Source organism: Pseudonocardia sp. EC080619-01, assembly GCF_001420995.1.
In the GTDB taxonomy this organism is placed as follows: domain Bacteria; phylum Actinomycetota; class Actinomycetes; order Mycobacteriales; family Pseudonocardiaceae; genus Pseudonocardia.
In genome coordinates this window covers 1,960,921-1,984,727 of sequence record NZ_CP012184.1, presented here as the reverse complement: position 1 = coordinate 1,984,727, position 23,807 = coordinate 1,960,921, and the positions used below count along the sequence as shown (strand labels likewise).

At 73.4% G+C, this 23,807-nt stretch carries 25 protein-coding genes and 1 pseudogene; 19 read left to right on the top strand and 7 right to left on the bottom strand.

All coding sequences use genetic code 11. The features are described from left to right. Positions 1–63: 63 nt before the first annotated feature. Genes AD017_RS09170 through AD017_RS09140 form a run of 7 tightly spaced genes read left to right on the top strand, consistent with a single transcriptional unit; the run spans position 64 to position 7,346 of the window. Positions 64–996, top strand: a complete 933-nt coding sequence (locus AD017_RS09170) for an ABC transporter permease (RefSeq protein WP_010241593.1) — start codon at positions 64–66, stop codon at positions 994–996. A gap of 51 nt (positions 997–1,047) precedes the next feature. After that, on the top strand, positions 1,048–2,031 hold the full coding sequence (locus tag AD017_RS09165; RefSeq protein ID WP_010241592.1) for an ABC transporter permease: 984 nt from the start codon (positions 1,048–1,050) through the stop codon (positions 2,029–2,031). A 1-nt stretch (position 2,032) separates the two neighbouring features. Beyond that, complete coding sequence (locus AD017_RS09160) at positions 2,033–4,096, top strand: ABC transporter ATP-binding protein (protein WP_060573940.1); 2,064 nt, start codon at positions 2,033–2,035, stop codon at positions 4,094–4,096. A gap of 35 nt (positions 4,097–4,131) precedes the next feature. Further along, on the top strand, positions 4,132–5,250 hold the full coding sequence (tsaD, locus tag AD017_RS09155) for a tRNA (adenosine(37)-N6)-threonylcarbamoyltransferase complex transferase subunit TsaD (protein ID WP_060573939.1): 1,119 nt from the start codon (positions 4,132–4,134) through the stop codon (positions 5,248–5,250). 9 nt (positions 5,251–5,259) lie between these two features. Next, entirely contained in the window at positions 5,260–6,150 is an 891-nt protein-coding gene (gene mshB / locus AD017_RS09150) for an N-acetyl-1-D-myo-inositol-2-amino-2-deoxy-alpha-D-glucopyranoside deacetylase (RefSeq protein ID WP_060573938.1), read from the top strand. Next, positions 6,147–6,533 (top strand): hypothetical protein, encoded by a 387-nt coding sequence (locus tag AD017_RS09145; protein ID WP_060573937.1) that lies wholly within the window; start codon positions 6,147–6,149, stop codon positions 6,531–6,533. Before mshB ends, AD017_RS09145 begins: the two co-directional genes overlap by 4 nt. A 3-nt stretch (positions 6,534–6,536) precedes the next feature. After that, complete coding sequence (locus AD017_RS09140) at positions 6,537–7,346, top strand: hypothetical protein (RefSeq protein ID WP_060573936.1); 810 nt, start codon at positions 6,537–6,539, stop codon at positions 7,344–7,346. Positions 7,347–7,363: 17 nt separating this feature from the next. Here the strand turns inward: AD017_RS09140 and AD017_RS09135 are convergent, their stop codons facing one another. Continuing rightward, complete coding sequence (locus AD017_RS09135; RefSeq protein WP_168170510.1) at positions 7,364–8,434, bottom strand: GNAT family N-acetyltransferase; 1,071 nt, start codon at positions 8,432–8,434, stop codon at positions 7,364–7,366. Positions 8,435–8,561: 127 nt separating this feature from the next. Between AD017_RS09135 and fdxA the strand changes: the two genes are divergently transcribed. The 3 genes from fdxA (at position 8,562) to AD017_RS09120 (ending at position 11,310) form a co-directional block, all read left to right on the top strand. Then, complete coding sequence (gene fdxA, locus AD017_RS09130; RefSeq protein WP_010241582.1) at positions 8,562–8,888, top strand: ferredoxin; 327 nt, start codon at positions 8,562–8,564, stop codon at positions 8,886–8,888. Beyond that, positions 8,885–9,988, top strand: a complete 1,104-nt coding sequence (gene dapC / locus AD017_RS09125) for a succinyldiaminopimelate transaminase (protein ID WP_010241580.1) — start codon at positions 8,885–8,887, stop codon at positions 9,986–9,988. The genes fdxA and dapC overlap by 4 nt, the downstream gene beginning before the upstream one ends. A 92-nt stretch (positions 9,989–10,080) precedes the next feature. Then, positions 10,081–11,310: a CynX/NimT family MFS transporter gene (locus AD017_RS09120; protein ID WP_082399139.1), complete on the top strand. Its 1,230-nt coding sequence runs from the start codon at positions 10,081–10,083 to the stop codon at positions 11,308–11,310. 242 nt (positions 11,311–11,552) lie between these two features. On the opposite strand, the pseudogene AD017_RS09115 reads toward AD017_RS09120, so the two are convergent. The 3 genes and pseudogenes from AD017_RS09115 to AD017_RS09105 form a co-directional block, all read right to left on the bottom strand. Continuing rightward, positions 11,553–12,155: pseudogene (locus tag AD017_RS09115) on the bottom strand (CHAD domain-containing protein); the annotation flags it as partial. A gap of 138 nt (positions 12,156–12,293) precedes the next feature. Continuing rightward, positions 12,294–13,232: a 2,3,4,5-tetrahydropyridine-2,6-dicarboxylate N-succinyltransferase gene (gene dapD, locus AD017_RS09110; RefSeq protein ID WP_010241575.1), complete on the bottom strand. Its 939-nt coding sequence runs from the start codon at positions 13,230–13,232 to the stop codon at positions 12,294–12,296. 11 nt (positions 13,233–13,243) lie between these two features. Further along, on the bottom strand, positions 13,244–13,939 hold the full coding sequence (locus AD017_RS09105; protein WP_082399138.1) for a helix-turn-helix transcriptional regulator: 696 nt from the start codon (positions 13,937–13,939) through the stop codon (positions 13,244–13,246). Positions 13,940–14,444: 505 nt separating this feature from the next. Between AD017_RS09105 and dapE the strand changes: the two genes are divergently transcribed. The 8 genes from dapE (at position 14,445) to AD017_RS33290 (ending at position 19,831) form a co-directional block, all read left to right on the top strand. Continuing rightward, positions 14,445–15,509, top strand: a complete 1,065-nt coding sequence (gene dapE, locus AD017_RS09100; RefSeq protein ID WP_174521817.1) for a succinyl-diaminopimelate desuccinylase — start codon at positions 14,445–14,447, stop codon at positions 15,507–15,509. A 47-nt stretch (positions 15,510–15,556) separates the two neighbouring features. Beyond that, on the top strand, positions 15,557–16,327 hold the full coding sequence (locus AD017_RS09095; RefSeq protein ID WP_060573932.1) for a TIGR00730 family Rossman fold protein: 771 nt from the start codon (positions 15,557–15,559) through the stop codon (positions 16,325–16,327). Beyond that, positions 16,327–16,920: a TIGR00730 family Rossman fold protein gene (locus AD017_RS09090; protein ID WP_010241569.1), complete on the top strand. Its 594-nt coding sequence runs from the start codon at positions 16,327–16,329 to the stop codon at positions 16,918–16,920. The genes AD017_RS09095 and AD017_RS09090 overlap by 1 nt, the downstream gene beginning before the upstream one ends. Next, on the top strand, positions 16,917–17,909 hold the full coding sequence (locus AD017_RS09085) for a glucosyl-3-phosphoglycerate synthase (RefSeq protein WP_060573931.1): 993 nt from the start codon (positions 16,917–16,919) through the stop codon (positions 17,907–17,909). The genes AD017_RS09090 and AD017_RS09085 overlap by 4 nt, the downstream gene beginning before the upstream one ends. A gap of 12 nt (positions 17,910–17,921) precedes the next feature. Continuing rightward, positions 17,922–18,284 (top strand): DivIVA domain-containing protein, encoded by a 363-nt coding sequence (locus tag AD017_RS09080; RefSeq protein WP_010241567.1) that lies wholly within the window; start codon positions 17,922–17,924, stop codon positions 18,282–18,284. A 79-nt stretch (positions 18,285–18,363) separates the two neighbouring features. Then, positions 18,364–18,885: an SRPBCC family protein gene (locus tag AD017_RS09075; RefSeq protein ID WP_029239979.1), complete on the top strand. Its 522-nt coding sequence runs from the start codon at positions 18,364–18,366 to the stop codon at positions 18,883–18,885. Beyond that, entirely contained in the window at positions 18,882–19,475 is a 594-nt protein-coding gene (locus AD017_RS09070; protein WP_060573930.1) for a DNA-3-methyladenine glycosylase I, read from the top strand. Before AD017_RS09075 ends, AD017_RS09070 begins: the two co-directional genes overlap by 4 nt. 188 nt (positions 19,476–19,663) lie before the next feature. Beyond that, on the top strand, positions 19,664–19,831 hold the full coding sequence (locus AD017_RS33290; RefSeq protein WP_010241564.1) for a DUF3117 domain-containing protein: 168 nt from the start codon (positions 19,664–19,666) through the stop codon (positions 19,829–19,831). Between the two features lie 63 nt (positions 19,832–19,894). Here AD017_RS33290 and glgA read toward each other — a convergent pair whose 3' ends face one another. Further along, the gene (gene glgA / locus AD017_RS09065) at positions 19,895–21,058 is read right to left on the bottom strand and encodes a glycogen synthase (RefSeq protein WP_029239978.1); all 1,164 of its coding nucleotides are present in this window, start codon (positions 21,056–21,058) and stop codon (positions 19,895–19,897) included. A gap of 125 nt (positions 21,059–21,183) precedes the next feature. Between glgA and glgC the strand changes: the two genes are divergently transcribed. Beyond that, positions 21,184–22,419 (top strand): glucose-1-phosphate adenylyltransferase, encoded by a 1,236-nt coding sequence (glgC, locus tag AD017_RS09060; protein ID WP_060573929.1) that lies wholly within the window; start codon positions 21,184–21,186, stop codon positions 22,417–22,419. A gap of 1 nt (position 22,420) precedes the next feature. Here glgC and AD017_RS09055 read toward each other — a convergent pair whose 3' ends face one another. Continuing rightward, positions 22,421–23,053 (bottom strand): O-methyltransferase, encoded by a 633-nt coding sequence (locus AD017_RS09055; RefSeq protein ID WP_060573928.1) that lies wholly within the window; start codon positions 23,051–23,053, stop codon positions 22,421–22,423. 199 nt (positions 23,054–23,252) lie between these two features. Then, on the bottom strand, positions 23,253–23,792 hold the full coding sequence (locus AD017_RS09050) for a hypothetical protein (protein ID WP_060573927.1): 540 nt from the start codon (positions 23,790–23,792) through the stop codon (positions 23,253–23,255). Between the last annotated feature and the right edge of the window lie 15 nt (positions 23,793–23,807).

Genomic DNA, 23,807 nt, shown 5'->3' with positions numbered 1-23,807 from the left:
CACCGCCGCGATCCGGCGGTGCGGGCCCGGCACGGGGTCCGCTGCTGACGGGAAAACCACCACATGGGTCGCTTCATCACCCGGCGCGTGCTCCAGGGGATCCTGGTCGTCGTCGTCGCCGCACTCCTGATCTTCCTGGCCACCTTCGCGCTCGGTGACCCCTTCGCCTCGACCGGGGAGAAGGCCGTCCCGCCCGAGGTCGCCGCCCTCAACCGCGCCAAGTTCGGCATGGACCAGCCGCTGGTGATCCAGTTCCTGCACTACCTGGGGAACCTGTTCACAGGCGACCTCGGCATCGACTTCGACCAGCGCCGCCCGGTCACCGAGCTGATCGGCGCCGTGCTCCCGAACACGATCATCCTCGGGCTCGTCGCGATGCTGTTCCTGCTGCTGTTCGGGGTCAGCGCCGGCATCCTGGCCGCCGTCAGGCGTTACTCGTTCTGGGACGCGCTCGTCACCGTCCTGACCACGGTCATGATCGGCATCCCGGTCTTCGTCCTCGCGATCTTCCTGGTCGCGAACGTCTCCGGGATCGGGCCGTTCCCGCCGGTGCCGCGCAGCTTCACCGTCGAGGTGCCCTGGTACTTCGACGTGCTGCTGCCCGCCTTCACCCTCGCCGTCATCGAGGCGGCGTTCGTCGCCCGGCTGATGCGCGGGTCGATGCTCGAGGTGCTGCGCGCCGACTACGTGCGCACCGCCCGGGCCAAGGGGCTGCCGGAACGCACCGTGCTCGGCAGGCACGCGGTCCGCAACTCACTGCTGCCGGTCGTCACGTTCGTCGGCCTCACACTGGGCTCCTACGTCGGCGGCGCGATCATCACCGAGACCGTGTTCCAGTACAACGGCGTGGGCTACCTGCTCTCGCGGGCGATCGTGAACAACAACGCGCCGGTGATCATGGCCGTCGTCATCTACACGGTGATCGCGTACGTCGTGCTGAGCCTGATCGTCGACATCCTGTACGCCTACCTCGACCCGCGGATCCGGCTGAACTGACGCTCCGGCGTCGCAGCGGACCGGTCCCGAACCCACGCGAGGCGATCCCTCATGAACCCACCACCCTCCAGCGGCGCGACCACCTCCGCGCCCACCTCGACCCCGGGCACCCCGTCGGACGCCGACCCGTCGTCGGCGCTCCCGGGCGTCCCGGCAGCCGGGCCGGTCGGCCGCCCGCAGGGCCCCGGCCAGTTCACCGAGATCTGGCGCCGCTACCGGCGGAACAAGCTGGCGATGGCCGGCCTGGTGATCGTGGCCTTCCTGGTCGTCGTCGCGATCGTCTCGCCGTTCTCGACGCCCTACGACCCGTTCGAGCAGAACCTGCTCAACACGCTGCAGCCGCCGTCGGCCGACCACTTCTTCGGCACCGACGTGCTGGGCCGCGACCTCTACTCGGGCGTCATCTACGGCACCCGGCTGGCGATGATCGTCGGCGTCTCGACGGTGCTGTTCTCGCTGCTGCTCGGCCTGACCCTGGGCGCGGTGGCCGGGTTCAAGGGCGGTGCCTGGGACTCGGTGATCGGCCGGATCATCGACATCTTCCTGGCGTTCCCCGCGCTGGTTGGCGCGATCGTCATCGTGCGGGCGACCGGCAACGGCGTCGTCCCGGTGATCATCGCGCTGGTGGCGCTGGGCTGGATGACGACGGCGCGCCTGATGCGCGGGCAGGTGCTGGCGCTGCGCGAGGCCGAGTACGTCGAGGCGGCCCGCTCGATCGGCGCGGGCACCGGGCGGATCCTGCGCCGCCACATCCTGCCCAACGCCGTCGCCCCGGTGCTCGTCTACTCGCTGACCAGCATCGGCGTGACGGTCGTGGCGATGGCGTCGCTGTCCTGGCTGGGCGTCGGTGTCCCGCCGGACGTGCCGGAGTGGGGACGCCTGATCGCGTCCGCCGCCCGGTACCTGTCCGCGGACGGGGTCACGCACCTGTGGCTGTTCCCGTCCCTGGCGATCATGCTCACGACGCTCGGGTTCGCCTTCGTCGGCGACGGGCTGCGCGACGCACTCGACCCGAAGCTGCGCGGGGGGAACTGAGATGAGCGAGCACATGCTCGAGGTCCGCGACCTGCGGGTGCACTTCGAGACCGACGGCGGCCTGGTCAAGGCCGTCGACGGCGTCAGCTGGCACGTCGACCGCGGCGAGACCCTCGCGATCGTCGGCGAGTCCGGCTCCGGCAAGTCGGTGTCGGCGATGAGCCTGATGGGGCTCGTCCCGGCCCCGCCCGCGACGTTCCCCAGCGGCGAGGTGCTGCTGGAGGGCCGCTCGCTGCTGACGATGCCCGAGTCCGAGCAGCGCGCGCTGCGCGGCAAGGACATCGCGATGATCTTCCAGGACCCGCTGACCGCGCTGAACCCGGTCTACAAGGTCGGCGACCAGATCGCCGAGATGATCCGGGCGCACGACCGGCAGGCCGGCAAGGTCACCGCGCGCCGTCGGGCCGTCGACCTGCTCGGAGAGGTCGGCATCCCGAACCCGGCGACCCGGGCGGCGCAGTACCCGCACGAGTTCTCCGGCGGCATGCGGCAGCGCGCGATGATCGCGATGGCGCTGGCCAACGACCCCAAGGTGCTGCTCGCCGACGAGCCGACCACCGCGCTGGACGTCACGGTCCAGGCACAGATCATGAACCTGCTCGAGGAACTGCAGGAGCAGCGCGACACCGCCATCGTGCTGATCACGCACGACCTGGGCCTGGTCGCCGCGCACGCCGACCGGATCATGGTCATGTACGGCGGCAAGGTCGTCGAGACCGGGACGAACGACGAGATCTTCGCCGAGCCGCGGCACGCCTACACCTACGGGCTGCTGTCGTCGCTGGCCCGGATGGACCAGGCCCGGCCGGAGAAGCTGGAGCCGATCCCGGGGCAGCCGCCGAACCTGGCGCACGTCCCGTCGGGCTGCGCGTTCCACCCGCGGTGCCGGTTCGCCACCGCCGCCTGCGCGGAGACCGTTCCGGAGCTGCTGCAGATCACCGACCGGCCGGGGCACGCGCACGCGTGCCTGCACGCCGACCGGGTCGCCGAGGCCGTCGCGACCCCGCGGGAGCCCGCGGCCCCCGTTGAGCACGCCGCGGGTGCCGACGCGGCCGGCGAGCCGATGCTGCGCACCGACGGACTGACCAAGAAGTTCCCGATCCGCTCGGGGGTGCTGTTCCAGCGCACCGTCGGCGTCGTCCAGGCCGTCGACGGCATCGACCTGGAGATCCCCGAGGGGCGGACGCTGTCGCTGGTCGGCGAGTCCGGCTGCGGCAAGTCGACCGCGGCCCGGGCGATCCTGCGGCTGCACGAGCCCACCGCGGGCACCGTGCACGTCAACGGGCGTGACGTCACCGCGCTGTCCCAGCAGGACCTGCGGACCGCCCGGGAGGACATGCAGATCGTCTTCCAGGACCCGTACGCGTCGCTGAACCCGCGGATGACGGTGCGCTCCATCCTGTCCGAGAAGTACGAGCTGCTCGGCGGCGAACTCACCGACCAGACGATCCCGGAGCTGCTGGAGACCGTCGGCCTGTCCGCCGAGTACGCGGAGCGCTACCCGCACGAGTTCTCCGGCGGGCAGCGCCAGCGGGTCGGCATCGCCAGGGCGATCGCGCTCAACCCGAAGTTCGTCGTGCTCGACGAGCCGGTCTCCGCGCTCGACGTCTCCATCCAGGCGCAGGTCCTGAACCTGCTGGAACGGCTGCAGCGCGACTTCGGGCTGACCTACCTGTTCATCGCGCACGACCTGTCGGTGGTCCGGCACATCTCGGACCGGGTCGCGGTGATGTACCTGGGCAACGTCGTGGAGGCCGCCGACCGGGACGACCTGTTCGACCGGCCGCAGCACCCCTACACGCAGGCGCTGATCTCGGCCGTCCCGATCCCGGACCCGGCGGTGGAGCGCTCGCGGGAGCGGATCGTGCTGACCGGGGACGTGCCGAACCCGGCCGACCCGCCGTCGGGCTGCCGGTTCCGCACCCGTTGCTGGAAGCACCTGGAGCTGTCCGACGCCGACAAGCAGCGCTGCATCGACGACAGGCCGGTGCTGCAGATCGGGTCCGGGCCCTCGCACCAGGTGGCCTGCCACTTCGCCGAGGAGCGCGAGGTCGTGCGCGCCTGAGGGCTGGCGTCGCGGCGGCACGCCGGGCTGGGAGAATGCCCGGCGTGTCGCTGGTGCTGGGGATCGAGACGTCGTGCGACGAGACCGGGGCCGGTCTCGTCCGGGACGGTGTGCTGCTCGGTGAGGGCCTGGCGTCGTCGGCGGACGAGCACGCCCGCTTCGGCGGGGTCGTCCCCGAGGTCGCTGCCCGCGCCCACGTGAGCGCCGTCGTACCGATGGTCGGGGCGGCCGTCGAGTCGGCCGGGGTCGCGCTGTCCGACGTCGACGCCGTCGCCGTCACCGCAGGGCCGGGTCTCTCGCCGGCGCTGCACGTCGGGGTCGCCGCGGCGAAGGCGTACGCGGCCGCACTGGACGTCCCGCTGTACGGGGTGCACCACCTGGCCGGTCACGCGGCCGTCGACGTGCTGGAGCACGGACCGCTCCCGGACCGCTGCGTCTGCCTGATCGTCTCCGGCGGGCACACCTCGCTGCTGTCGCTCGGCGACCTCGCCCGGGACCCGGTCGAGCACCTCGGCGACACCGTCGACGACGCGGCGGGGGAGGCCTTCGACAAGGTCGCCCGGCTGCTCGGCCTGCCCTACCCGGGCGGGCCGTCGGTGTCCCGTGCCGCGCTCGAGGGTGATCCGGCGGCGATCGCGTTCCCGCGGCCGATGACGGGCCCGCGCGACGCGGCGTTCGGGTTCTCCTTCTCCGGGCTCAAGACCGCCGTCGCCCGGCACGTCGAGGCCGCCCAGGACGCGGGCCGCGCGCTCCCGGTCGCGGACGTCGCGGCGTCGTTCCAGATGGCCGTCGTCGACGTGCTGGTGCGCAAGGCGTTGCGGGCCTGCCGCGAACGCGGCGCCGACACCCTGCTCATGGTCGGCGGCGTCGCGGCGAACCGGGTCCTGCGCGCGGAGATGGAGCGGGCCTGCGCCGGCGCGGGGATCACCCTGCGGGTGCCCGCGCCGCGGCTGTGCACCGACAACGGCGCGATGATCGCGGCGCTCGGTGACCTGCTGGTGCGCGGGGGGATCGAACCCGCCGGTCTGGCGTCGACGGCCGTGCCGACGGTCCCGCTGACCGGCGCGTCGGTGCCGGTCCCGCCCGCCGAGGGTGAGGCGGCCGCGTACCCGCTACCCGGATCCGTCGCGCCCCGGACGATCACCGCCTCGTAAGCTCCCCCGGTGTCTCCCGCCCGCCGACTGCTGCTCGTCCACGCACATCCCGACGACGAGACCCTGACCACCGGCGGCACGATCGCTCGCTACGCCGCCGAGCCCGACACCGGCGTCACCGTCGTGACCTGCACCCTCGGCGAGGAGGGCGAGGTGATCCCGCCGGAGCTCGCCGAGCTCGCCCCGGACCGGGGTGACCAGCTGGGCGGGTACCGGATCCGCGAGCTGGACGCGGCGCTCACCGCCCTCGGTGGCCCGGACCACCGCTACCTGGGCGGGGCCGGCCGCTGGCGGGACACCGGGATGGTGCTCGCCGGGCACGGCACGCGGGCCGCGCTGCCGCCGGAGCTGCACCCCCGGGCGTTCGCCGCGCCGGACGTCTTCGGGACCCAGCTGGCCCAGCTGCTCGACGTCGTCGACACGGTCCGGCCGCAGGTGCTGGTGTCCTACGCGGCGGACGGGACCTACGGGCACCCCGACCATGTCCGTGCGCACGAACTGACGGTCGCCGCCGCGGCCGCGCGTCCGGACGTCGTCGCCAAGCTGTACTTCGCCGTCCGGTCCACCGCGCTGCTCGACAAGGGCCTCGCCGAGCTGCTCACCGCCTGCGGCGGGGACCCGGGCCGGACCGGTCTGCGCTGGCCCGAGCCCGACGAGCACCCCGGCCACGACACCGCCTCGATCACGACGCGGGTCGACGTCTCGGCCCACGACGACGAGCGGATCGCGGCGATGCGCGCGCACACCACCCAGATCGACGTGCGCAGCGGGGACGGGTGGACGGCGTTCGCGATGAGCAACGAGATCGTCCAGCCGCTGCTGGGTACGGAGGAGTTCGTGCTGCACGGCGCGGACCCGGGGACCTCCGAGACGGACCTGTTCGAGGGAGTCGAGACGTGAGCGACCCGACCCGGCTGCCGTTCGCGGCGCTGCTGGTGGTGATCTCGGTACTGCTGGCGGCCTTCGAGCTGATGTTCCAGATGCTCTACATCGGGCCGGTCCCGGTGCCGGTGGGCACGGTGGTCGTCCTGGTGTCGCTGCCGTGGCTCGTCCACACCACCGTCACCGAGATCTCCCCGACGACGGCCGCCGCCGCCGCGCCGGTGCTGCTGTGGTTCGCGTCGGTGTTGGTGCTGGGGATGTTCGGGCCCGGCGGCGACCTGCTGCTGCCGGCGACGTGGCAGTCGCTCCTGTTGCTGGTCGCGGGCGCCGCCGCCGGTGTGGTCGCGTTCCGGCGGGCCGTCGAGGGCCTCGTGGCCGATTCCGGACCGAGGGTGCTGTAGACGATGCCCGAGATGCCCGACGACTACCTCGTCACGGTGCTGCGGCCGTTCGTCCGGGCCACCCGGCCCGTCCTCGACGGGCTGCGCGAGTCCGACCCGTTCGGGCTGCGGGCGCGGGTGGCGCCGGGCGCGGGCCGCCCGGCCCCGGACGGTTCCGCCGACGGGCCGACCCCCGAGGAGCGCTCGCTCGCCGACAAGATCCTCGACACGCTCGCGTCGGTCCAGGTGCCGGGCACGGCGGCCTGGGCGCGGATGGGCGTCGAGGCCCGCGCGCACTGGTGGGTCTACCGGGTCGGCCGGTTCACGACCCTGATCGCGGCGATCCCGGGACTGGGCGGCGCGCTCGCCCGGACGCTGCCGGTCTCCGACGCCGTCGGTGCCGCGGGGGAGGGGCTGCTGCTCGTGGCGATCGCGGGCGAGCACGGCGTCCGCGACGAGGACCGGCTCGTGGAGCTGCTGGCGTCGGTGCTGTTCCGGCGCGAGCTCACGCTGGACCACCGGGCCCTCACGGCCGAGGAGGACGCGGCGGTCGACGCGCGGGCCTCGGAGCTCACCGGCGATCTTGCGGGCTCCGGGACCCGGGCGACGCTGAAGCGGGTCGGGGCCGCCGTGTGGCGGCTCGGCCGGGCGCTGTGGTCGGTCGAGGACGAGCTCGACAAGCGGCCCAACGGGCGCTTCTACCACCAGTGGATCGGCCTGCTGCCGGTCGTCGGCGTGGTCGGGAAGTACCTCGGCGAGTGGTCGGGGCTCAAGCGTGCCGCCCGGCACGGCCACACGTGGCTGGAGCGCCGCGGGCTCACTGCCCGCGGCTGAGAGGCCGGCGCACGGGATCAACTGCGGGCGGGCGCCGGAGCCAGATAGTGGTAGCGGTGGTGCTCGGTCCATCCGTCGCGGGCGTAGAGCCCGCGGGCGGCGTCGTTGTCGGCGGTGACGTCGAGCATCGCGTGCCGGGCGCCGTGCGCGCGGGCCCAGGCGAGCGCACTGCGCATGAGATCGCCGGCCAGGCCGCGGCGGCGGTGCTCGGGGCGGACGTGCAGCCGGGAGACGTAGACGTGGTCCTCGACGACCGCGGCCCGGACGACCCCGACGGGCTCGTCCCGCTGGGAGACGATCATGCCGAAGCCGAGGTGGGGGTGGTCTGTCTCCGCTCCTTTGCTCTGCACACCGTGACGCGCCGGGCCCTCCGCGGCCCCGCCTTTGCTCTGCGCACCCGGGCGCGCCACCCCACCGAGGCCGCCGGTCCGGCCGGCGACGACGACCGACCACGCCGGCGTCCCGGGCTCGGGGACGGGCTCGTCGACGACCGACCACCAGCCGTCCTGCGGGGTGGGCGCCAGGTCGGGTACGGGTTCGTCGGCGGGGACGAGGTCGTCGACCGCGGCCACCAGCACCAGGCAGTCGCCCGGGTCGTCGAGGACCTGCCAACCGGCCTCCCGGACGCGGTTCGACCACGGCGAACCGACCGGGGCCTGGATCAGCGGGGCGATGCCGTGGGCGGCGGCGAACGTCGTCGTCCCGTCCAGCGCGGTCACGAGCGGCACACCGGGGTCACCGAGCACGAGCGTCGAGTTGGCGCGCTTGGTGTAGCCGCCTGCGGCCCGCAGGAGCCATCCGCCCTGCTCCACCTGCACCGGGGCGGGCCAGGCCGCGGAGCGGAGCCGTTCGAGCCGGGCGACGGCCGCCCGGGACGCCCTCCGGGCCGGCGCGGGTGGCACCTCCCGCACGGCGACGACGGCGTCGCGCGCCACCCGGACCGGTCCCGAACGAGTGTGCACGACCACACCGTCCGGCCCGTCGGGGGTGAGGTCGCCCACGGCGTCGGTCAGGCCGGGGCCCGCTGCGCCCCCCGGTGCGATGCGGTGCCGCAGGCTGACCCGGCGTCCGTGCAACTCGTCCAGCATGTCGCCGACCACCTCACTCCTGCCCCTGCCGGGGTCGCGGGTTAACCTGCGGGAGTCCCAGTTTGACCGGGCACCCCACCACCACATGATCTACGGGGGCCCGCGGCCCGAGTGGAGGACCACCGAAGTGACCTACGTGATCGCCGAGCCCTGCGTCGACCTGCTCGACAAGGCGTGCATCGAGGAATGCCCGGTGGACTGCATCTACGAGGGCGGCCGGATGCTCTACATCCACCCCGACGAGTGCGTCGACTGCGGTGCGTGTGAGCCGGTCTGCCCCGTCGAGGCGATCTACTACGAGGACGACGTCCCGGACCAGTGGGCCGCCTACACCAAGGCCAACGTCGACTTCTTCGACGAGCTCGGTTCGCCGGGCGGTGCGTCCAAGGTCGGGAAGGTCGACATGGACGTGGAGCCGGCCAAGAGCCTGCCCCCGCAGGAACACGACGAGTGAGCCGGCTGGACCTTCCCGACTTCCCCTGGGACTCGCTGGTCCCGGCGCGTGAGCGGGCGGCGGCGCACCCGGGCGGCATCGTCGACCTCTCGGTCGGCACGCCGGTCGACCCGGTCCCCGCGGTCGTCCGCGACGCGCTCTCCGGGCCCGCCGCCGGGGAACCCGGCTACCCGACGACGCACGGCCCCGCGCCGCTGCGGGAGGCGATCGTCGCCTCGCTGCAGCGGCGCTTCGGTGTGGTCGGTGTCGACCCGGCGGCGGTGCTGCCGACGATCGGCTCCAAGGAGATGGTCGCCTGGCTGCCGACGTTGCTCGGGCTCGCCGGCGGCGACACGGTCGTCATCCCGGAGCTGGCCTACCCGACCTACGAGGTGGGTGCCCGGCTGGCCGGGGCCGACCACGTCCGGTCCGACGGCCTGACCGCGGCCGGTCCGGCCCGCGTCCGGCTGGTCTGGCTGAACTCGCCGTCGAATCCCACCGGGCGGGTCCTTCCGGTCGAGCACCTGCGGAAGGTCGTCGCGTGGGCCCGGGAACGGGGCGCGGTCGTCGCGTCCGACGAGTGCTACCTGGGGCTCCCCGGCGAGGCCGACCCGGCGCCGCGCTCGGTGCTGCACCCCGACGTCTGCGACGGCGACGTCACCGGCCTGCTCGCCGTGCACTCGCTGTCCAAGGTGTCGAACCTGGCCGGGTACCGCGCCGGGTTCGTCGCCGGTGACCCGGCCCTGGTCTCGGGTCTGCTGGAGGTGCGCAAGCACGCCGGCATGATCGTCCCGCGGCCGGTGCAGGCCGCGCTCGAGGCGGCCGTCTCGGACGACGCCCACGTCACCGAGCAGGCCGCGCGCTACGACGACCGTCGTACCCGCCTGCGTGCCGGGCTGGAGAAGGCGGGGCTCGAGATCGAGCACTCGCAGGCCGGGCTCTACCTGTGGGCCACCATGGGTGAGCAGTGCAGAGCCACCGTCGACCGCCTCGCCGATCTCGGCATCCTCGTCGCGCCCGGCGAGTTCTACGGCCCGGCCGGCTCCCGGCACGTCCGCGTCGGGCTGACCGCACCGGACGAGCGCATCGACGCCGCGGTGGAGCGCCTCGGCGGTACCTGAGCACCGCGCGCCGGGCTCCTGCTCCGCGCTGTGCGGCGAGGACGGGCCCGGTACACGGCCTGATCGTTTCGCCGGACAAGGGAGCTGCGCCGATGTCGTCGTCAGCGGGTACGCCGCCCGTGCACCGGGCCGTGCGGCCGGGGCTCGTCCTCGCCGGGGTGCTGGCCCTCGCGGTCAACCTGCGTGCCGGTCTGGCCGGGTACCCGCCGCTGCTGGAGACGGCCCGCGCCGACCTCGGGATCGGGGCGGGCGGCGCCGGACTGGTCCAGGCGGGCGCCGTGCTGATGATGTCGGCCGGGTCATTCGGGGCCGCCGCGGTCGCGGCCCGGGTCGGCCGGGAGCGGCTCCTCGGTGTCGCGGTCGCCACGATCGGTCTGGGCAGCCTCCTGCGTGCCGTCGCCGCGCTCCCGGCGCTCATCGGCGGGAGCGTGCTGGTCGGCCTGGGGATCGGCGTGGCGGGCGTCCTGCTGACGGGTGTGGTCAAGGAGCACCTCGCCGAACGGGCCGGGGCGGTGACCGGCGCCTACGTCGTCTCGATGATGATCGGTGCGACGATCGCGTCGGCGGTCGCGGTGCCGCTCGCCGTCGCGCTGGGCGGTTGGTCGTTCTCCCTCGCGGTCTGGGCGGTGCCCGCCGTCCTGGCCGTCGCGGTGTGGATCCCGGTCGCGTCGCGGATGGGGCGGGCCGCCCCGGTGGCGGCCGGGAACACGGTCGGCGACGACGCCGGGGACACCACCGTCCGGGACGAACTCCGGACGTGGCGCGATCCGTTCGCCCGCCGGATCGCCTGCTACCTCGCCGGGTCGTCGACGATCTTCTACGGCTGGCTGACCTGGCTGTCGCCGTTCTACGAGCAGCAGGGGTGGTCCCCGCAGGCGGCGGGTCTGCTGCTGGCGGTCTGGAGCATCGCGCAGATCCCGGCTGCGCTGTTGTTCCCGGCGGCCGCGGAACGGCAGCGGAGGTGGCAGCTGTGGGCGTCACTGACGGTCCTGAGCAGCCTCGCCGGGACTCTGGGGGCGTTGTTCCTACCCGCCCCGGGGACGCCGCTGCCGTGGCTCTGGGCGTCGCTGATCGGCATCGGGGTCGGGGCCGGGTTCCCGCTCGGCCTCACCGTCATCGCCTGGCGGACGCCGACGCCGGCGCGCAGCGCGGCCGTCAGCGGGTTCGGGCTCGGGATCGGCTACTTCGCGGCCGGGATCGGGCCACTGGTGATGGGGCTGCTGATCGATCTCGGCGGGTTCCCGCCGGCGATCGTCCTGCTCGTCGCCGCTGCCGGTCTCCAGGCGGCCGCCGTCTGGCGGATCGGCGACCGCCGGGAGTAGCCGGTCAGAGCTTCTCGGCGCGTTCGGACAGCTCCAGCCAGGCGTCCCACCACCGGGTGCGGAGGTCCTCGGCCCGGGCACGTTCCCGCTCGACGAGGCGCCCTCCGACGAAGACCTCGTGCGCGTCGGGGGAGTTGCCCAGCTCGTCCAGCAGGGCCCGGATGCGGTGCTCGGCGACGCAGGGCGTCCTGGTGGTCACCGAGCACCTCCTGGAGCCCCTCGGCGGCCTTGAGCATCTTCTTGACGTGCTTGGCGTCCTTGGTGCGGTCGCCGTCGTCGTCGCGCATCGCCGGTTCGACGAGCTCGCCGGTGTAGCGGAGCCGCTTGGTGCGGATCCGCAGGTCGTGCAGGGTCATGTCCGGCGGGTTCTCGCCGGCCCGCCGCACCGCCTTGGTGAGCTTGCGGGTCTCGGCGCGCACCAGGTCGATCAGGGCCGGGCGGGCGACCTCGTCGGGCGGCTCCGGCAGCGGTTCCGAGACCGCCTCGACCAGGTGTCGCCGCAGCGCGGTGTGCCGGTCGGAGTCGAGCTCGTCGAGCATCTCCGCCCGTGCCGCGATCCGTTCGGCCTCGAGCACACCGACGAGACGGTCCCCGGCGTCCTGCTCGGCGGGCGGGAGCGTCGCGACCTCGCCGCGCAGGCGTTCGATCATGACGTCGAGGTCGCGGACCGGGCCCAGTGCCCGTCCGAGGCGGCCGAGGTCGGACCGGAGACCGTCGGCCCAGGTGTGGTCGAGGAGCGGGCGGGCCGCCTTGAGAGCGGCCCGCATCCGGCGGACCGCGACCCGCATCTGGTGCAGCTCCTCGATGTCGGAGCCGTCCCGGACACCGGGTTCGTGGTGCAGCATCGCGCGCAGACGCTTGTCGAGCAGCGCCCGCACGTGGGCGACGGCCGGCTCACCGGGCCCGGCCGTGAGTCGTTCGCCCAGGTCGGCGACGCCGTACAGGTTCGAGGGAGGCTGCGGGGCCCCGTCCATGCTCACGTCCTAGTTGGCGTGCAGTGCGGCGTTGAGGGCGATGCCGTCGCCGGTGCGGGCGAGCGCCTCGACCGCGCCGGAGACGGAGTTGCGGCGCAGCAGCAGCCCGTCCTGCCCGGAGAGCTCGCGTGCCGCGGTCGTCGCCCCGTCGGGAAGGACGACCTTCGTGCCCGCGGTCAGGTAGAGACCCGCCTCGACGACGCAGTCGTCGCCCAGCGAGATCCCCAGCCCGGCGTTGGCGCCGAGCAGGCAGCGGCGGCCGATCGAGATGACCTCCTTGCCGCCCCCGGACAGTGTGCCCATGATCGACGCGCCGCCACCGATGTCGGAGCCGTCGTCGACGACGACGCCGGCCGAGATGCGGCCCTCGACCATCGACGCACCGAGCGTGCCGGCGTTGAAGTTCACGAAGCCCTCGTGCATGACGGTCGTGCCCTCGGCGAGGTGCGCGCCCAGGCGGACCCGGTCGGCGTCGCCGATCCGCACGCCGGACGGGACCACGTAGTCGACCATCCGCGGGAACTTGTCGACGTGCGTGACCGTCACGGGCCCGCGGGACCGCAGCTTCGCGCGGGTCAGCTCGAAGCCGGGGACCGGGCACGGGCCGTGATTGGTCCACACGACGTTGGCCAGCAGGCCGAACTGGCCCTCCAGGCTGACCTGGTGCGGCCGGACCAGCCGGTGGCTGAGCAGGTGCAGGCGGAGGTAGGCGTCGGCCGCGTCGACCGGGGCGTCGGCCAGCGAGCCGATCTCGGTGCGGACGACCTCGGTGCGCACCCCGCGCAGCTCGTCGGTCGCGACGAGCGCGGCGAGGTCGTCGGCGGGGTCGGTCACGTCGGTCCCGGCCAGCGCGGGCGCCGGGTACCAGACGTCGAGGACGGTGCCGTCGGTCGTGACCGTGGCCAGGCCGGTGCCGGAAGCGCCTTCGCGGCGGTACTCGGTACTCACGGCCGCCGAACCTACCGTCCCGGCGACGCCCGTGGCGCGCCGCCGTGGGTGCGCCGGGCCACGTCGTGCCCGGACGTGGCGGCACCGCTCAGATGGGCAGCGGCCCGCAGGTAACGCGCGACCCGCTGGGGCGCGAACGGCGGGGGAACGGGCGCGGGGAGCCGGCCGCACGACTCGCACCGCGACTGCAGCTGGATCCACCGCTCGACGGTCGGAGGAGCCGGGACGCACCGGTACAGCGCCACCCGCACCTCCCACACGCTGCGGGCGCGCATCACGTCGCGCATCGCACGATCCCGGCGGAACGTCTCCGGCGGTCGTGCCAGGCCGAACCGGTCGGCCCACCACTCGCCGTCCACGGGGTCGAGGACGGTGTCCAGGTGCGACGGGAACCGGCGCCCCGCACCGTCGCGGACATCGCCCGGGATGTCCTCCATCGGCCGCACGAGGCGGTTCTCCTGGTCGACGGCGACCAACCGCAGGCCGGCGACGTCGAGGATCGCCGAGAGCGTGTCGAGGCTCGGCGCGAGCGACCGGCTCTCGATCCGGCCGATCGTCGACCGGGCCAGCCCGGTGCGCTCCGCGAGCTCCCGCTGGGAGAGGTCGGCTCGTCGGCGGACCGCGCGGACCAGGCCCGAGACGTCGGGGACCGCCACGTCGTCGGGCGCCGCCGGCGGCTCCGCGAGCACCGGGTCATGGTCTGTCATGTGATCGAGCCTGGCTGCCGGCGAGGCGTCCGGAGCGGTCGTTCGCCGGCCTGTGGACAACCGGACGACTTGTGGATGGTTGCGGCGGACGTCGCTCCTCCGGCGGCAGTCGCGTCGGCGCTCCGCGCCACGGCCCGCGGCCTACCCGGTGCCGTCCCGGTACGCCGGCGCGCCTCGAGCCCGCCCGATCGGGCGGGCTCGGGAGGGGTGCGCACTGCTCCCTTTGCTCTGCACACCGAGGCGCGCGCAACTCGGCGAGTGATCGGACGTCGAGAGTGCCCGCGCGCCACGGTGTGCAGAGCAAAGCCGGGAGTAGACACCCCCGCCGCCCGATCCCGCCTCGACTCGACCCGCCGGACTCGGGCGCGTGGCCCGTGATCACGACGGCGCCGCCCGCGCGAGGTCACTGTCCGTCCGCGAACCGGGCCCGGGGCGTGGCGACCGAGCCGGGCGGCCCCGGGAACCTGCAGCGCCGGTCGGTAGCGTCGCGACGGTGACGAGGACGCTGCCCGCCCTGGACCTGACCTCCGACCCGGTAACGCTCACGGCAGCGTTGGTCGACGTCGCGAGCGTCTCCGGGGACGAGAAGGAGCTCGCCGACGCGCTCGAGCGTGCGTTGCGGACGCAGGCGCCGCACCTGGAGGTCCTGCGGTCCGGTGACGCGGTGCTCGCCCGCACGAACCTCGGCCGGTCGCACCGTGTCCTCCTGGCCGGGCACCTCGACACGGTGCCGATCGCCGACAACGTGCCGTCGTACCGGGCCGACGGGATCCTGCACGGCTGCGGCACGTCCGACATGAAATCCGGCGACGCCGTGTTCGCCCACCTCGCGGCCACACTGCCGGATCCGCGGCACGACGTGACCTTCGTGTTCTACGACTGCGAGGAGATCGAGGCCGAGCGCAACGGGCTGGGCCGGATCGAGCGCGAGCACCGGGACTGGCTCGACGCCGATCTCGCGATCCTCGGTGAGCCCACCGACGGTGCGCTCGAGGCAGGCTGCCAGGGCACGTTGCGGGTCGAGCTCCGCACCTCGGGGCGGCGCGCGCACTCCGCGCGGTCCTGGCTGGGCGACAACGCGATCCACCGCGCCGGCGAGATCCTCGCCCGGCTCGCCGCCTACGACGCCCGCGACGTCGACATCGACGGCTGCCTCTACCGCGAGGGGCTGCAGGCGGTGCGGATCGGCGGCGGTGTCGCCGGCAACGTCGTCCCGGACGAGTGCGTCGTCACCGTCAACTTCCGGTTCGCGCCGGACCGCTCGGCGGACCAGGCCGTGGAGCACGTCCGCGAGGTGTTCGACGGGTTCCCGCTGACCGTCACCGATCTCTCGCCGGGGGCGCTGCCGGGGCTGTCGGCGCCCGCCGCCGCCGAGTTCGTCACCGCGAGCGGCGCCACGCCGCGCGCGAAGTACGGCTGGACCGACGTCTCGCGGTTCGCCGCCCTCGGCATCCCGGCCGTCAACTACGGACCCGGTGACCCGAACCTGGCGCACACCCGCGAGGAACACGTCGCCGAGGACGCGATCACCGCCTGCGCGGCCGTGCTGCGCCGCTACCTCGCGCCCTGAGCCAGCCGGGCGATCGGCGTGCACGCACGCGGAATACCGTGAGCCGCATGGCCGACGAGAACGCCGATCCCCAGAAGCTGCCGGAGAAGCAGCGTGGCCCGGTCGTGCTGCGGCGCAGCCGCAGCATCGAGCCGACGACCACCGACCAGCGGCTGCTCGACTCGCGGGGGCCGACGGACTGGGTGCACACCGATCCGTGGCGGGTCCTGCGGATCCAGGCGGAGTTCGTCGAGGGCTTCGGGATGCTCGCCGAACTGCCCCGGGCCGCCACGGTGTTCGGGTCGGCCCGCACACCGGTCGGCTCGGCCGAGTACGAACAGGGGCGCGAGCTCGGGGCCCGGCTGGCCGGAGCCGGTTTCGCTGTGATCACCGGCGGTGGTCCGGGCGCGATGGAGGCGGCCAACCGGGGCGCGTCGGAGGCCGGGGGTCTCTCGGTCGGGCTGGGCATCGAGCTGCCGTTCGAGCAGGGCCTGAACCCGTGGGTCGACCTCGGGATCAACTTCCGGTACTTCTTCGCGCGCAAGACGATGTTCGTGAAGTACTCGCAGGCGTTCGTCTGCCTGCCCGGTGGCTTCGGCACCCTCGACGAGCTGTTCGAGGCCCTCGTCCTCGTGCAGACCAAGAAGGTCACCAAGTTCCCGGTCGTCCTGCTCGGCACCGACTACTGGGGCGGGCTGCACGACTGGATCGCGAAGACCGTGCTGCGCGACGGGAAGGTCTCCGAGAAGGACATGGACCTGCTCTACCTGACCGACGACATCGACGACGCCGTCGACGTCGTCGGCGAGGCCTACCACGCCTGGGAGGAGACGCACTGATGACCGACGCCGCACCCGGGTTCTCCGTCTGCGTGTACTGCGCCAGCTCCGACGGCGTCGCCGAGCACTACCTCGATCTCGCCGGGGCCGTCGGCCGGGGCGTCGCGGACCGCGGCTGGACACTCGTGTCGGGCGGCGGGCGTCGTTCCATGATGGGTGCGGTCGCCGCCGGTGCCCGCTCGGCGGGCGGCCGGACCGTTGGGATCATCCCGAAGTCCATGGTCGACTGGGAGTGGGCAGACCACGAGAGCGACGAGCTCGTGATCACCGACAGCATGCGGGACCGCAAGCGCCAGATGGAGGAGCGGTCCGACGCGTTCCTGGCCCTCCCCGGCGGCATCGGGACCTGCGAGGAACTGTTCGAGGTGTGGACGTCGGGGGTGCTCGGTCTGCACGACAAGCCGGTCGTCGTGCTCGACCCGGACGGGCACTGGGACGGGCTGCTCGACTGGGTCGCGGGCCTGCAGGACCGCGGTTTCGCCGCGCGCCCTCCGATGGGACGGCTGCAGGTGGTCCGATCCGACGGCGCAGGACCGGACGGCGCCGCGCTCGTCGGCGCCGCCCTCGACGCCTGCGCCCGTCCCGTCGCGTGAGCCGCCCGGGCGGCGACGGCGTGCCGTCCGTCGATCCGGAGCGCCTGGCCGCGTCCAAGGACGGTCGCCGGATCACCGTCGTCCTGCCCGCGCTGGACGAGGAGACGACGATCGGCCCACTGGTCTCCGGTCTCGTGCGGCTCGCGGGTGGGCCGACCGCACTGGTGGACGACGTCGTCGTCCTCGACTCGGGCTCCACCGACCGCACGGCGGAGCGCGCCGCCGCGGCCGGTGCCCGTGTGCTCGACCGGGAACGCGCGGTGCCGGATGTCCCGGTGCTGCCCGGCAAGGGCGAGGCGATGTGGCGGGCGGTCGTCGCGCTGGGATCCGGAGCCGCCCCGTCCGACCTGATCTGTTTCGTCGACGCCGATCTCGTCGACCCGGACCCCGAGCTCGTCCCACGGTTGGTGGCGCCGTTGCTGCACCAGCCGGGGACGGCGCTGGTGAAGGGTTTCCACCGCCGTCCGCTCGACGGGCCGGACGGTCACGAGGGCGGCCGGGTCACCGAGCTCATGGCCCGGCCCCTGCTGGCGGCGCTGCGGCCCGGGCTGCGGCACGTCCGGCAGCCCCTCGGCGGTGAGTACGCGGCCACCGTGGGGCTGCTCGACCGGCTGCCGTTCGCCACGGGGTACGGCGTCGACGTCGGCCTGCTGCTCGACACCGTCGCGCTCCGGGGTCCCGAGGCGGTCGGGCAGGCCGATCTCGGCGTCCGGCGGCACCGCAACCGGCCGCTGCACGAGCTCGCCCGTACCTCGCGGGAGGTGCTCGCGACCGCGCTGGACCGGTGCGGGATCGACGACTCCGGCGCCGGCCTCGTGGGGTTCCTGCCCGGAGACGACGACGGTGCCCCCGGCTGGCGCACCGAGACACCCCCCCTCGTCCAGGTCGACCGTCCCCCGCCCGGTGACGTCCGCGCCGGCGGTCCGGCCGAGCCGGTGGACGTGGGCGCCCGGCCGCGTGGGGCGGGCGCCGCCGTCGTCCGCTCGTGATGAGATGGGTCCATGGGGACCGCGCTGGTGTACGTGCTCGTCCTCGCCGTGGTGGCGGCGCTCGTCTTCGTGATCGCCGCCGCCGTCTTCGGGCGGGGCGAGGAGCTGGCCCCGCTCGCGCCGGACGCGACGCCGACCCGGCTGCCCGCACGCGAGGTGGCCGGCTCCGACGTGCGGGACCTGCGGTTCCAGCAGGTCCTGCGCGGGTACCGGATGGCGGAGGTCGACTGGGCGCTGGACCGGCTGGCCGGTGAGCTGGACCGGGTCCGCGCCGACCGGCACGAGCTGGCCGACCGGGTCGCCCGGCTGGAGGCGACGATCGCGCGGATGCACGCCGGGGAGACCCCGGGGGAGGATCCGCGCCGGCAGCGGTGAAATCGCGGGCCGCGGGCCGCGGGCTCGGGGGTGTGCGCCGGAGTGAGCAGAGCAAGGGACGGGCGGGGGAGTGGGCGACGTGCGTGACGGTGAGCAGAGCAAAGGGCCGGCGGAGCTGACCGTCCCGGTCGACGTCGACGTACCCGCCGCGGTGCTCTGGGAGGTCGTCTCCGACCTCGAGGGCCAGTCGGAGTGGATGCTCGCCACGACCGTCCAGATCACCTCGGGGGACGGCCGTTCGGTCGGCACCGAGCTGCGCGCCACGACCGGGCTCGGTCCGCTCGGCGTCGCCGACACGATGCGGGTCACCGAGTGGACCGAGCCGCCCGCCGGCGGGTCCGGGACGCGACGGATCGTCGTCACGCACACCGGCACCGTCATCCGGGGTGACGGGGTGTTCGTCGTCGAGGAGCTCGGGCCCGGCCGGTCCCGGTTCCTGTGGACCGAACTGCTGGAGCTGCCGCTCGGGGCACTGGGCCGGCTCGGCTGGCCGGTCGTCCGGCCGGCGATGCGGGCCGGGGTCGCGCACTCGCTGCGTGCGATGGCGCGGCGCACCGAGCAGCGCCATCACGGGCAGGACGGGGGAGGAGCGCCGAGGTGAGCAGAGCAGAGGCACCGGACGGGAGGGGCCGCTGCGACTGGGCGCTCTCGGCCCCCGACTACGTCGCCTACCACGACGACGAGTGGGGCCACCCCGTGCACGGCACCGCGGCCTGGTTCGAACGCATGACCCTCGAGGGGTTCCAGTCCGGCCTGTCGTGGATCGTCATCCTGCGCAAGCGCCCGGCGTTCCGCGAGGTCTTCCACGACTTCGACCCCGAGCGCGTCGCCCGCTTCGGCGACGACGACGTGGCCCGCCTGCTCACCGACGCCCGCATCGTCCGGAACCGGCAGAAGATCGAGGCCGCGGTCACCAACGCGCGGGCCGTCCTCGACCTGACCGACACCGGCGACGACCTCGGCGGCCTCCTCGCCTCGTTCGCGCCGGACCCGGCCGACCATCCCCGCCCGGCCCGGATCGAGGACGTCCCCGGGAGCACCCCGGAGTCCACCGCCTTGTCGAAGGCGCTCAAGAAGCGCGGGTTCCGGTTCGTCGGCCCGACGACCTGCTACGCCCTCATGCAGGCGACCGGTCTCGTCGACGACCACGTCGCGTACTGCTGGCGGGCCGGCACCGCCCGGGACGCCTGAGACGACCACGCCGGACGGTCGCCGCGCTGTTGCGCTGCGTGAACGCGCACGCGTCCGCGCCCGCGCCGTGATCGCCTCGGTTGCACCCCGCCACCGGGGATGGGGAACAATGGAGGTCCACGGTCGGCGCGTGCCCCGAGCGCGTCCCCGAGGAACGACTGTTGAGGAAGCTGACGGAGGACGGACGAATGGCCGCGATGAAGCCCCGCACCGGCGACGGGCCCATGGAAGTCACCAAGGAGGGTCGGGGCATCGTGATGCGCGTCCCGCTCGAGGGCGGTGGGCGTCTGGTCGTCGAGATGACCCCGGACGAGGCCACGGACCTCAGCGAGGCGCTCAAGTCGACCGTCGGCTGACCGACCGCTCCCCCTCGGTCGAGCGGTGCGACGGCGGGGCCGGGTGACCGGCCCCGCCGTCGTTCAGGCCACGCTCTCGTAGACCTCGAGGGTCCGGCGGGCCATCTCCGCCCAGGCGAACTCGGCGACCGCCCGCTCCCGGCCCCGCTCACCCATCCGCGCCGCCCGCTCCGGGTCCGCCACCAGCGCGTTGACCCCGTCGGCGATGGACTTCTCGAACCCCTCGGTGTCGGCCGGGTCGTAGTGCGCGAGCAGGCCCGTCTCGCCGTCCGCGACGACCTCCGGGATCCCGCCGACGTCGGACGCGACGACGGCCGTCCCGCAGGCCATGGCCTCCAGGTTCACGATCCCCAGCGGCTCGTACACCGACGGGCACACGAACACCGTCGCCGCGGACAGCAACTGCCGCACCTCGGTGGTCTTCAGCATCCGCTGGATCCAGACGACGCCGGAGCGCGACGCCGACAGCTCCGTCACCGCCGCCTCGGTCTCGGCCGCGATCTCCGCGGTGTCCGGCGCGCCGGCACACAGCACGACCTGCGCCGCCGGGTCGAACCGGTGCGCCGCCGCGACGAGGTGCTTCAGCCCCTTCTGCCGGGTGATCCGCCCGACGAACACCACCATCGGCCGGTCCGGGTCCACGCCGTTCTCGAGGAGGGCGTCGCGGGCCGGGTCGGGCGCGTAGAAGCCGGTGTCGATCCCGTTGTGCACCACGTGCACCAGCTCCGGGTCGATCGCCGGGTACGCCGCGAGGACGTCGCGGCGCATGCCGTGCGACACCGCGACGACGGCGTCCGCGGCCTCGTAGGCGGTCCGCTCCACCCACGACGACAGCCGGTACCCGCCGCCGAGCTGCTCGGCCTTCCAGGGGCGCAGCGGCTCCAGCGAGTGCGCGGTCACGACGTGCGGGCGGCCGTGCAGCAGCGCGCCGATGTGGCCGGCCATGTTGGCGTACCAGGTGTGCGAGTGCAGGACGTCGCACCGCTCCAGCTCGGCGGCCATCGACAGGTCCACGCCCAGCGTCGTCAGCGCTGCGTTGGCGCCGTCGGGCAGCGGTGGCGCGGAGTGCGCGCGGGCGTCGGCCGGGGCGTCGATCCCCGGCTCGGCGAAGCAGTGGACGTCGACGTCGACCAGCTCCCGCAGGGCGGGGACGAGGTGTCCGACGTGGACTCCGGCGCCGCCGTAGACGGCAGGTGGGTATTCACGGGTGAGCAGGCCGACGCGCACGGCGGGTGACGCTACTGCGTCCGGGTGCCGCCACGCGACCCACCGGTGTGCCCGGATCGTTCCGGCCGGGTCCGGCAGCACCGGACATATGGCCCCGCCACCGTGTGCCTACTACTGTTCACACCATGCGACCGACGGCGTCCGGGCGTCTTCCCGGAAGGGTTCTCGGAATCGTGCTGGCCGGCGGGGAGGGCAAGCGCCTCTGGCCCCTCACCGCCGATCGCGCCAAGCCCGCCGTCCCGTTCGGTGGCAACTACCGGCTCATCGACTTCGTCCTGTCGAACCTGGTGAACGCGGGCATGGACCGGCTCTGCGTGCTGACCCAGTACAAGTCCCACTCGCTGGACCGGCACATCTCCACGACGTGGCGGCTGTCCAGCGTCCTCGACCAGTACATCACCACGGTCCCGGCGCAGCAGCGGCTCGGCCGCCGCTGGTACACGGGCAGCGCCGACGCGATCTTCCAGAGCCTGAACCTGGTCTACGACGACGAGCCCGAGTACATCGCCGTGTTCGGCGCCGACCACGTCTACCGGATGGACCCGGCGCAGATGATCGCCCAGCACGCCGAGTCCGGCGCGGGCGTCACCGTCGCCGGTATCCGGGTGCCGCGGGCCGAGGCCAAGGCGTTCGGCTGCATCGCCTCCGACGAGACCGGGCGGATCACCGAGTTCCTGGAGAAGCCGTCCGACCCGCCGCACGTGCCGGACGACCCCGAGGTCACCTTCGCGTCGATGGGCAACTACGTCTTCACGACCGAGGCGCTGCTCGACGCGCTGAAGGCCGACGCCGCGAACGCGGACTCCGACCACGACATGGGCGGCGACATCATCCCGGCGCTGGTGGCGAAGGGGGACGCGCACGTCTACGACTTCGCCGACAACGTCGTCCCCGGCGCGACCGACCGTGACGAGGGCTACTGGCGCGACGTCGGGACCATCGACGCGTACTACGACGCGCACACCGACCTCGTCTCCGTGCACCCGATCTTCAACCTGTACAACGCGCGCTGGCCGATCCGCACCGCGACGCCCGCCCTGCCGCCGGCGAAGTTCGTCGAGGGTGGCATCGCGCAGGACTCGATCGTCGGCGCCGGGACGATCATCTCCGGGGCCATCGTGCGGCGGTCGGTGATCAGCCCGAACGTCAGCGTCCAGGGCGGCGCGGAGGTCTCCGACTCGGTGGTGCTGCCGGGTGCCCGGATCGGGCGGGTCGCGGTCGTGCGGCGGGCGATCCTGGACAAGAACGTCGTCGTACCGGACGGCGCGCTGATCGGTGTCGACCTCAACCTGGACCGCAGCCGCTACACCGTCTCCAACGGCGGCGTCGTCGTGCTCGGGAAGGGCGTCACGGCCCAGTGAGTCACCGGCGGACGGCGCAGAGCATGCCGTCCGCCACCGGGAGCAGCGCGGAGAGCAGCCGTTCGTCGTCGCGCACCAGCGCGGCGGTCTCGCGCAGCGCGGCCGTCCCCGGGCCGTCCTCCGAGCCGTCGCCCGCGACGCGGCCCCCGTCGAGCACACCCTCCAGGACCAGCACGCCACCGGGGCGGAGCAGCCGGACCGCCTCGGCGAGGTAGCCCGGGTACTCGGCGGGGACGGCGTCCGCGACGACGAGGTCGTAGCCGCCGTCGGTGAGCCGCGGCAGCACGTCGAGCGCCATCCCGTTGATCAGGCGCAGCCGGCCGGGACCGTAGCCGGCGCCGATCGCGGTGCGCTTCGCTGCGCGCTGCAGCTCCGGGTCGACGTCGATGGTGGTGAGCACGCCGTCCGCCGCCATGCCCCGGAGCAAGTAGAGCCCGCTGACACCGGCTCCGGTGCCGATCTCGACGACGGCGCGCGCGGCGACCGTCGCCGCCAGCACGGACAGCGCCGCACCGCCGGCCGGGGAGATCGGGTGCGCGCCCGCCGACGTGCCGAGCGCACGGGCCTCGCCGAGCGCGTCGTCCTCGGCGAGGTAGCCCTCGGCGTACGCGGCGCCCCCCGCGGGTGTGCTCATGGCGCAAGATTATCTACGTACCGGTCCGGAACGATTTCACATACCCAGACTGTCACCAAGCTAACGATCAAGCACTCTACCAGGGGATCAGCGGCGGGTAGTGGTCAGGCCAGGCCGAAACAGCGAGGTACGGAAGGTCCTGGGATCGCAAGCTCTAGCTCTGACGTGTCGAGCAAGCCTGCGATGACTCGGCAGCTCGTCACACCCCGGGGTCAACACCAAGATCCTCGATGAAGAACGCCAGGGGCCAGGTGTCCGAACCCGCAACCCTGACGAACGTCGAAGCGAGCTGGGGGACGAGGATCATCGCGAAGTGAGCGGTGTGGTTGGTCGAAGGTGCCCAGAGACCAACGCAGTCCACCGACCAAGCCCAGTCGGACGGAGCAGGGATCTCACACTGACCACCGGCGATCATGGTGGAGCTGGTGGTGGGTGGGGTAGTCCCGTACCTGATCTCCATCCGGGCCCTGCCGTAGTTGTTGGCGAAGACCGGGATGTTCCAGGCCCCGACTCGGTAGAGCCTTCCAGCGGTGACCGAGGCGGAGACCCGAGCGACCACCGTGGCAGACATGCCGTTGGTCGTGTAACTGGTCAGGTAGCTCGCAGCGAGCAGGCGTCCCGGGGTAGCAGTAGGGACGCTCGACTCGATCCGCTCGAACTCCTCGTCGATACCCTCGGCAAGATCCTGAAGGTCACCCGGGATGTTCGTAGGGTCTGAAGCAGTGATCTTAGGAAGCACAGGAGTTCCTTTCTG

Coding starts and splice junctions, on each gene's coding strand:
- AD017_RS09080 (WP_010241567.1), top strand. CDS start 17,922: ATGGGGACCGCGCTGGTGTACGTGCTCGTCCTCGCCGTGGTGGCGGCG.
- AD017_RS09170 (WP_010241593.1), top strand. CDS start 64: ATGGGTCGCTTCATCACCCGGCGCGTGCTCCAGGGGATCCTGGTCGTC.
- AD017_RS09095 (WP_060573932.1), top strand. CDS start 15,557: ATGGCCGACGAGAACGCCGATCCCCAGAAGCTGCCGGAGAAGCAGCGT.
- glgC (WP_060573929.1), top strand. CDS start 21,184: ATGCGACCGACGGCGTCCGGGCGTCTTCCCGGAAGGGTTCTCGGAATC.
- AD017_RS33290 (WP_010241564.1), top strand. CDS start 19,664: ATGGCCGCGATGAAGCCCCGCACCGGCGACGGGCCCATGGAAGTCACC.
- AD017_RS09105 (WP_082399138.1), bottom strand. CDS start 13,939: ATGACAGACCATGACCCGGTGCTCGCGGAGCCGCCGGCGGCGCCCGAC.
- tsaD (WP_060573939.1), top strand. CDS start 4,132: ATGCCCGGCGTGTCGCTGGTGCTGGGGATCGAGACGTCGTGCGACGAG.
- AD017_RS09055 (WP_060573928.1), bottom strand. CDS start 23,053: ATGAGCACACCCGCGGGGGGCGCCGCGTACGCCGAGGGCTACCTCGCC.
- AD017_RS09140 (WP_060573936.1), top strand. CDS start 6,537: ATGCCCGAGATGCCCGACGACTACCTCGTCACGGTGCTGCGGCCGTTC.
- AD017_RS09135 (WP_168170510.1), bottom strand. CDS start 8,434: ATGCTGGACGAGTTGCACGGACGCCGGGTCAGCCTGCGGCACCGCATC.
- AD017_RS09090 (WP_010241569.1), top strand. CDS start 16,327: ATGACCGACGCCGCACCCGGGTTCTCCGTCTGCGTGTACTGCGCCAGC.
- AD017_RS09160 (WP_060573940.1), top strand. CDS start 2,033: ATGAGCGAGCACATGCTCGAGGTCCGCGACCTGCGGGTGCACTTCGAG.
- AD017_RS09165 (WP_010241592.1), top strand. CDS start 1,048: ATGAACCCACCACCCTCCAGCGGCGCGACCACCTCCGCGCCCACCTCG.
- AD017_RS09120 (WP_082399139.1), top strand. CDS start 10,081: ATGTCGTCGTCAGCGGGTACGCCGCCCGTGCACCGGGCCGTGCGGCCG.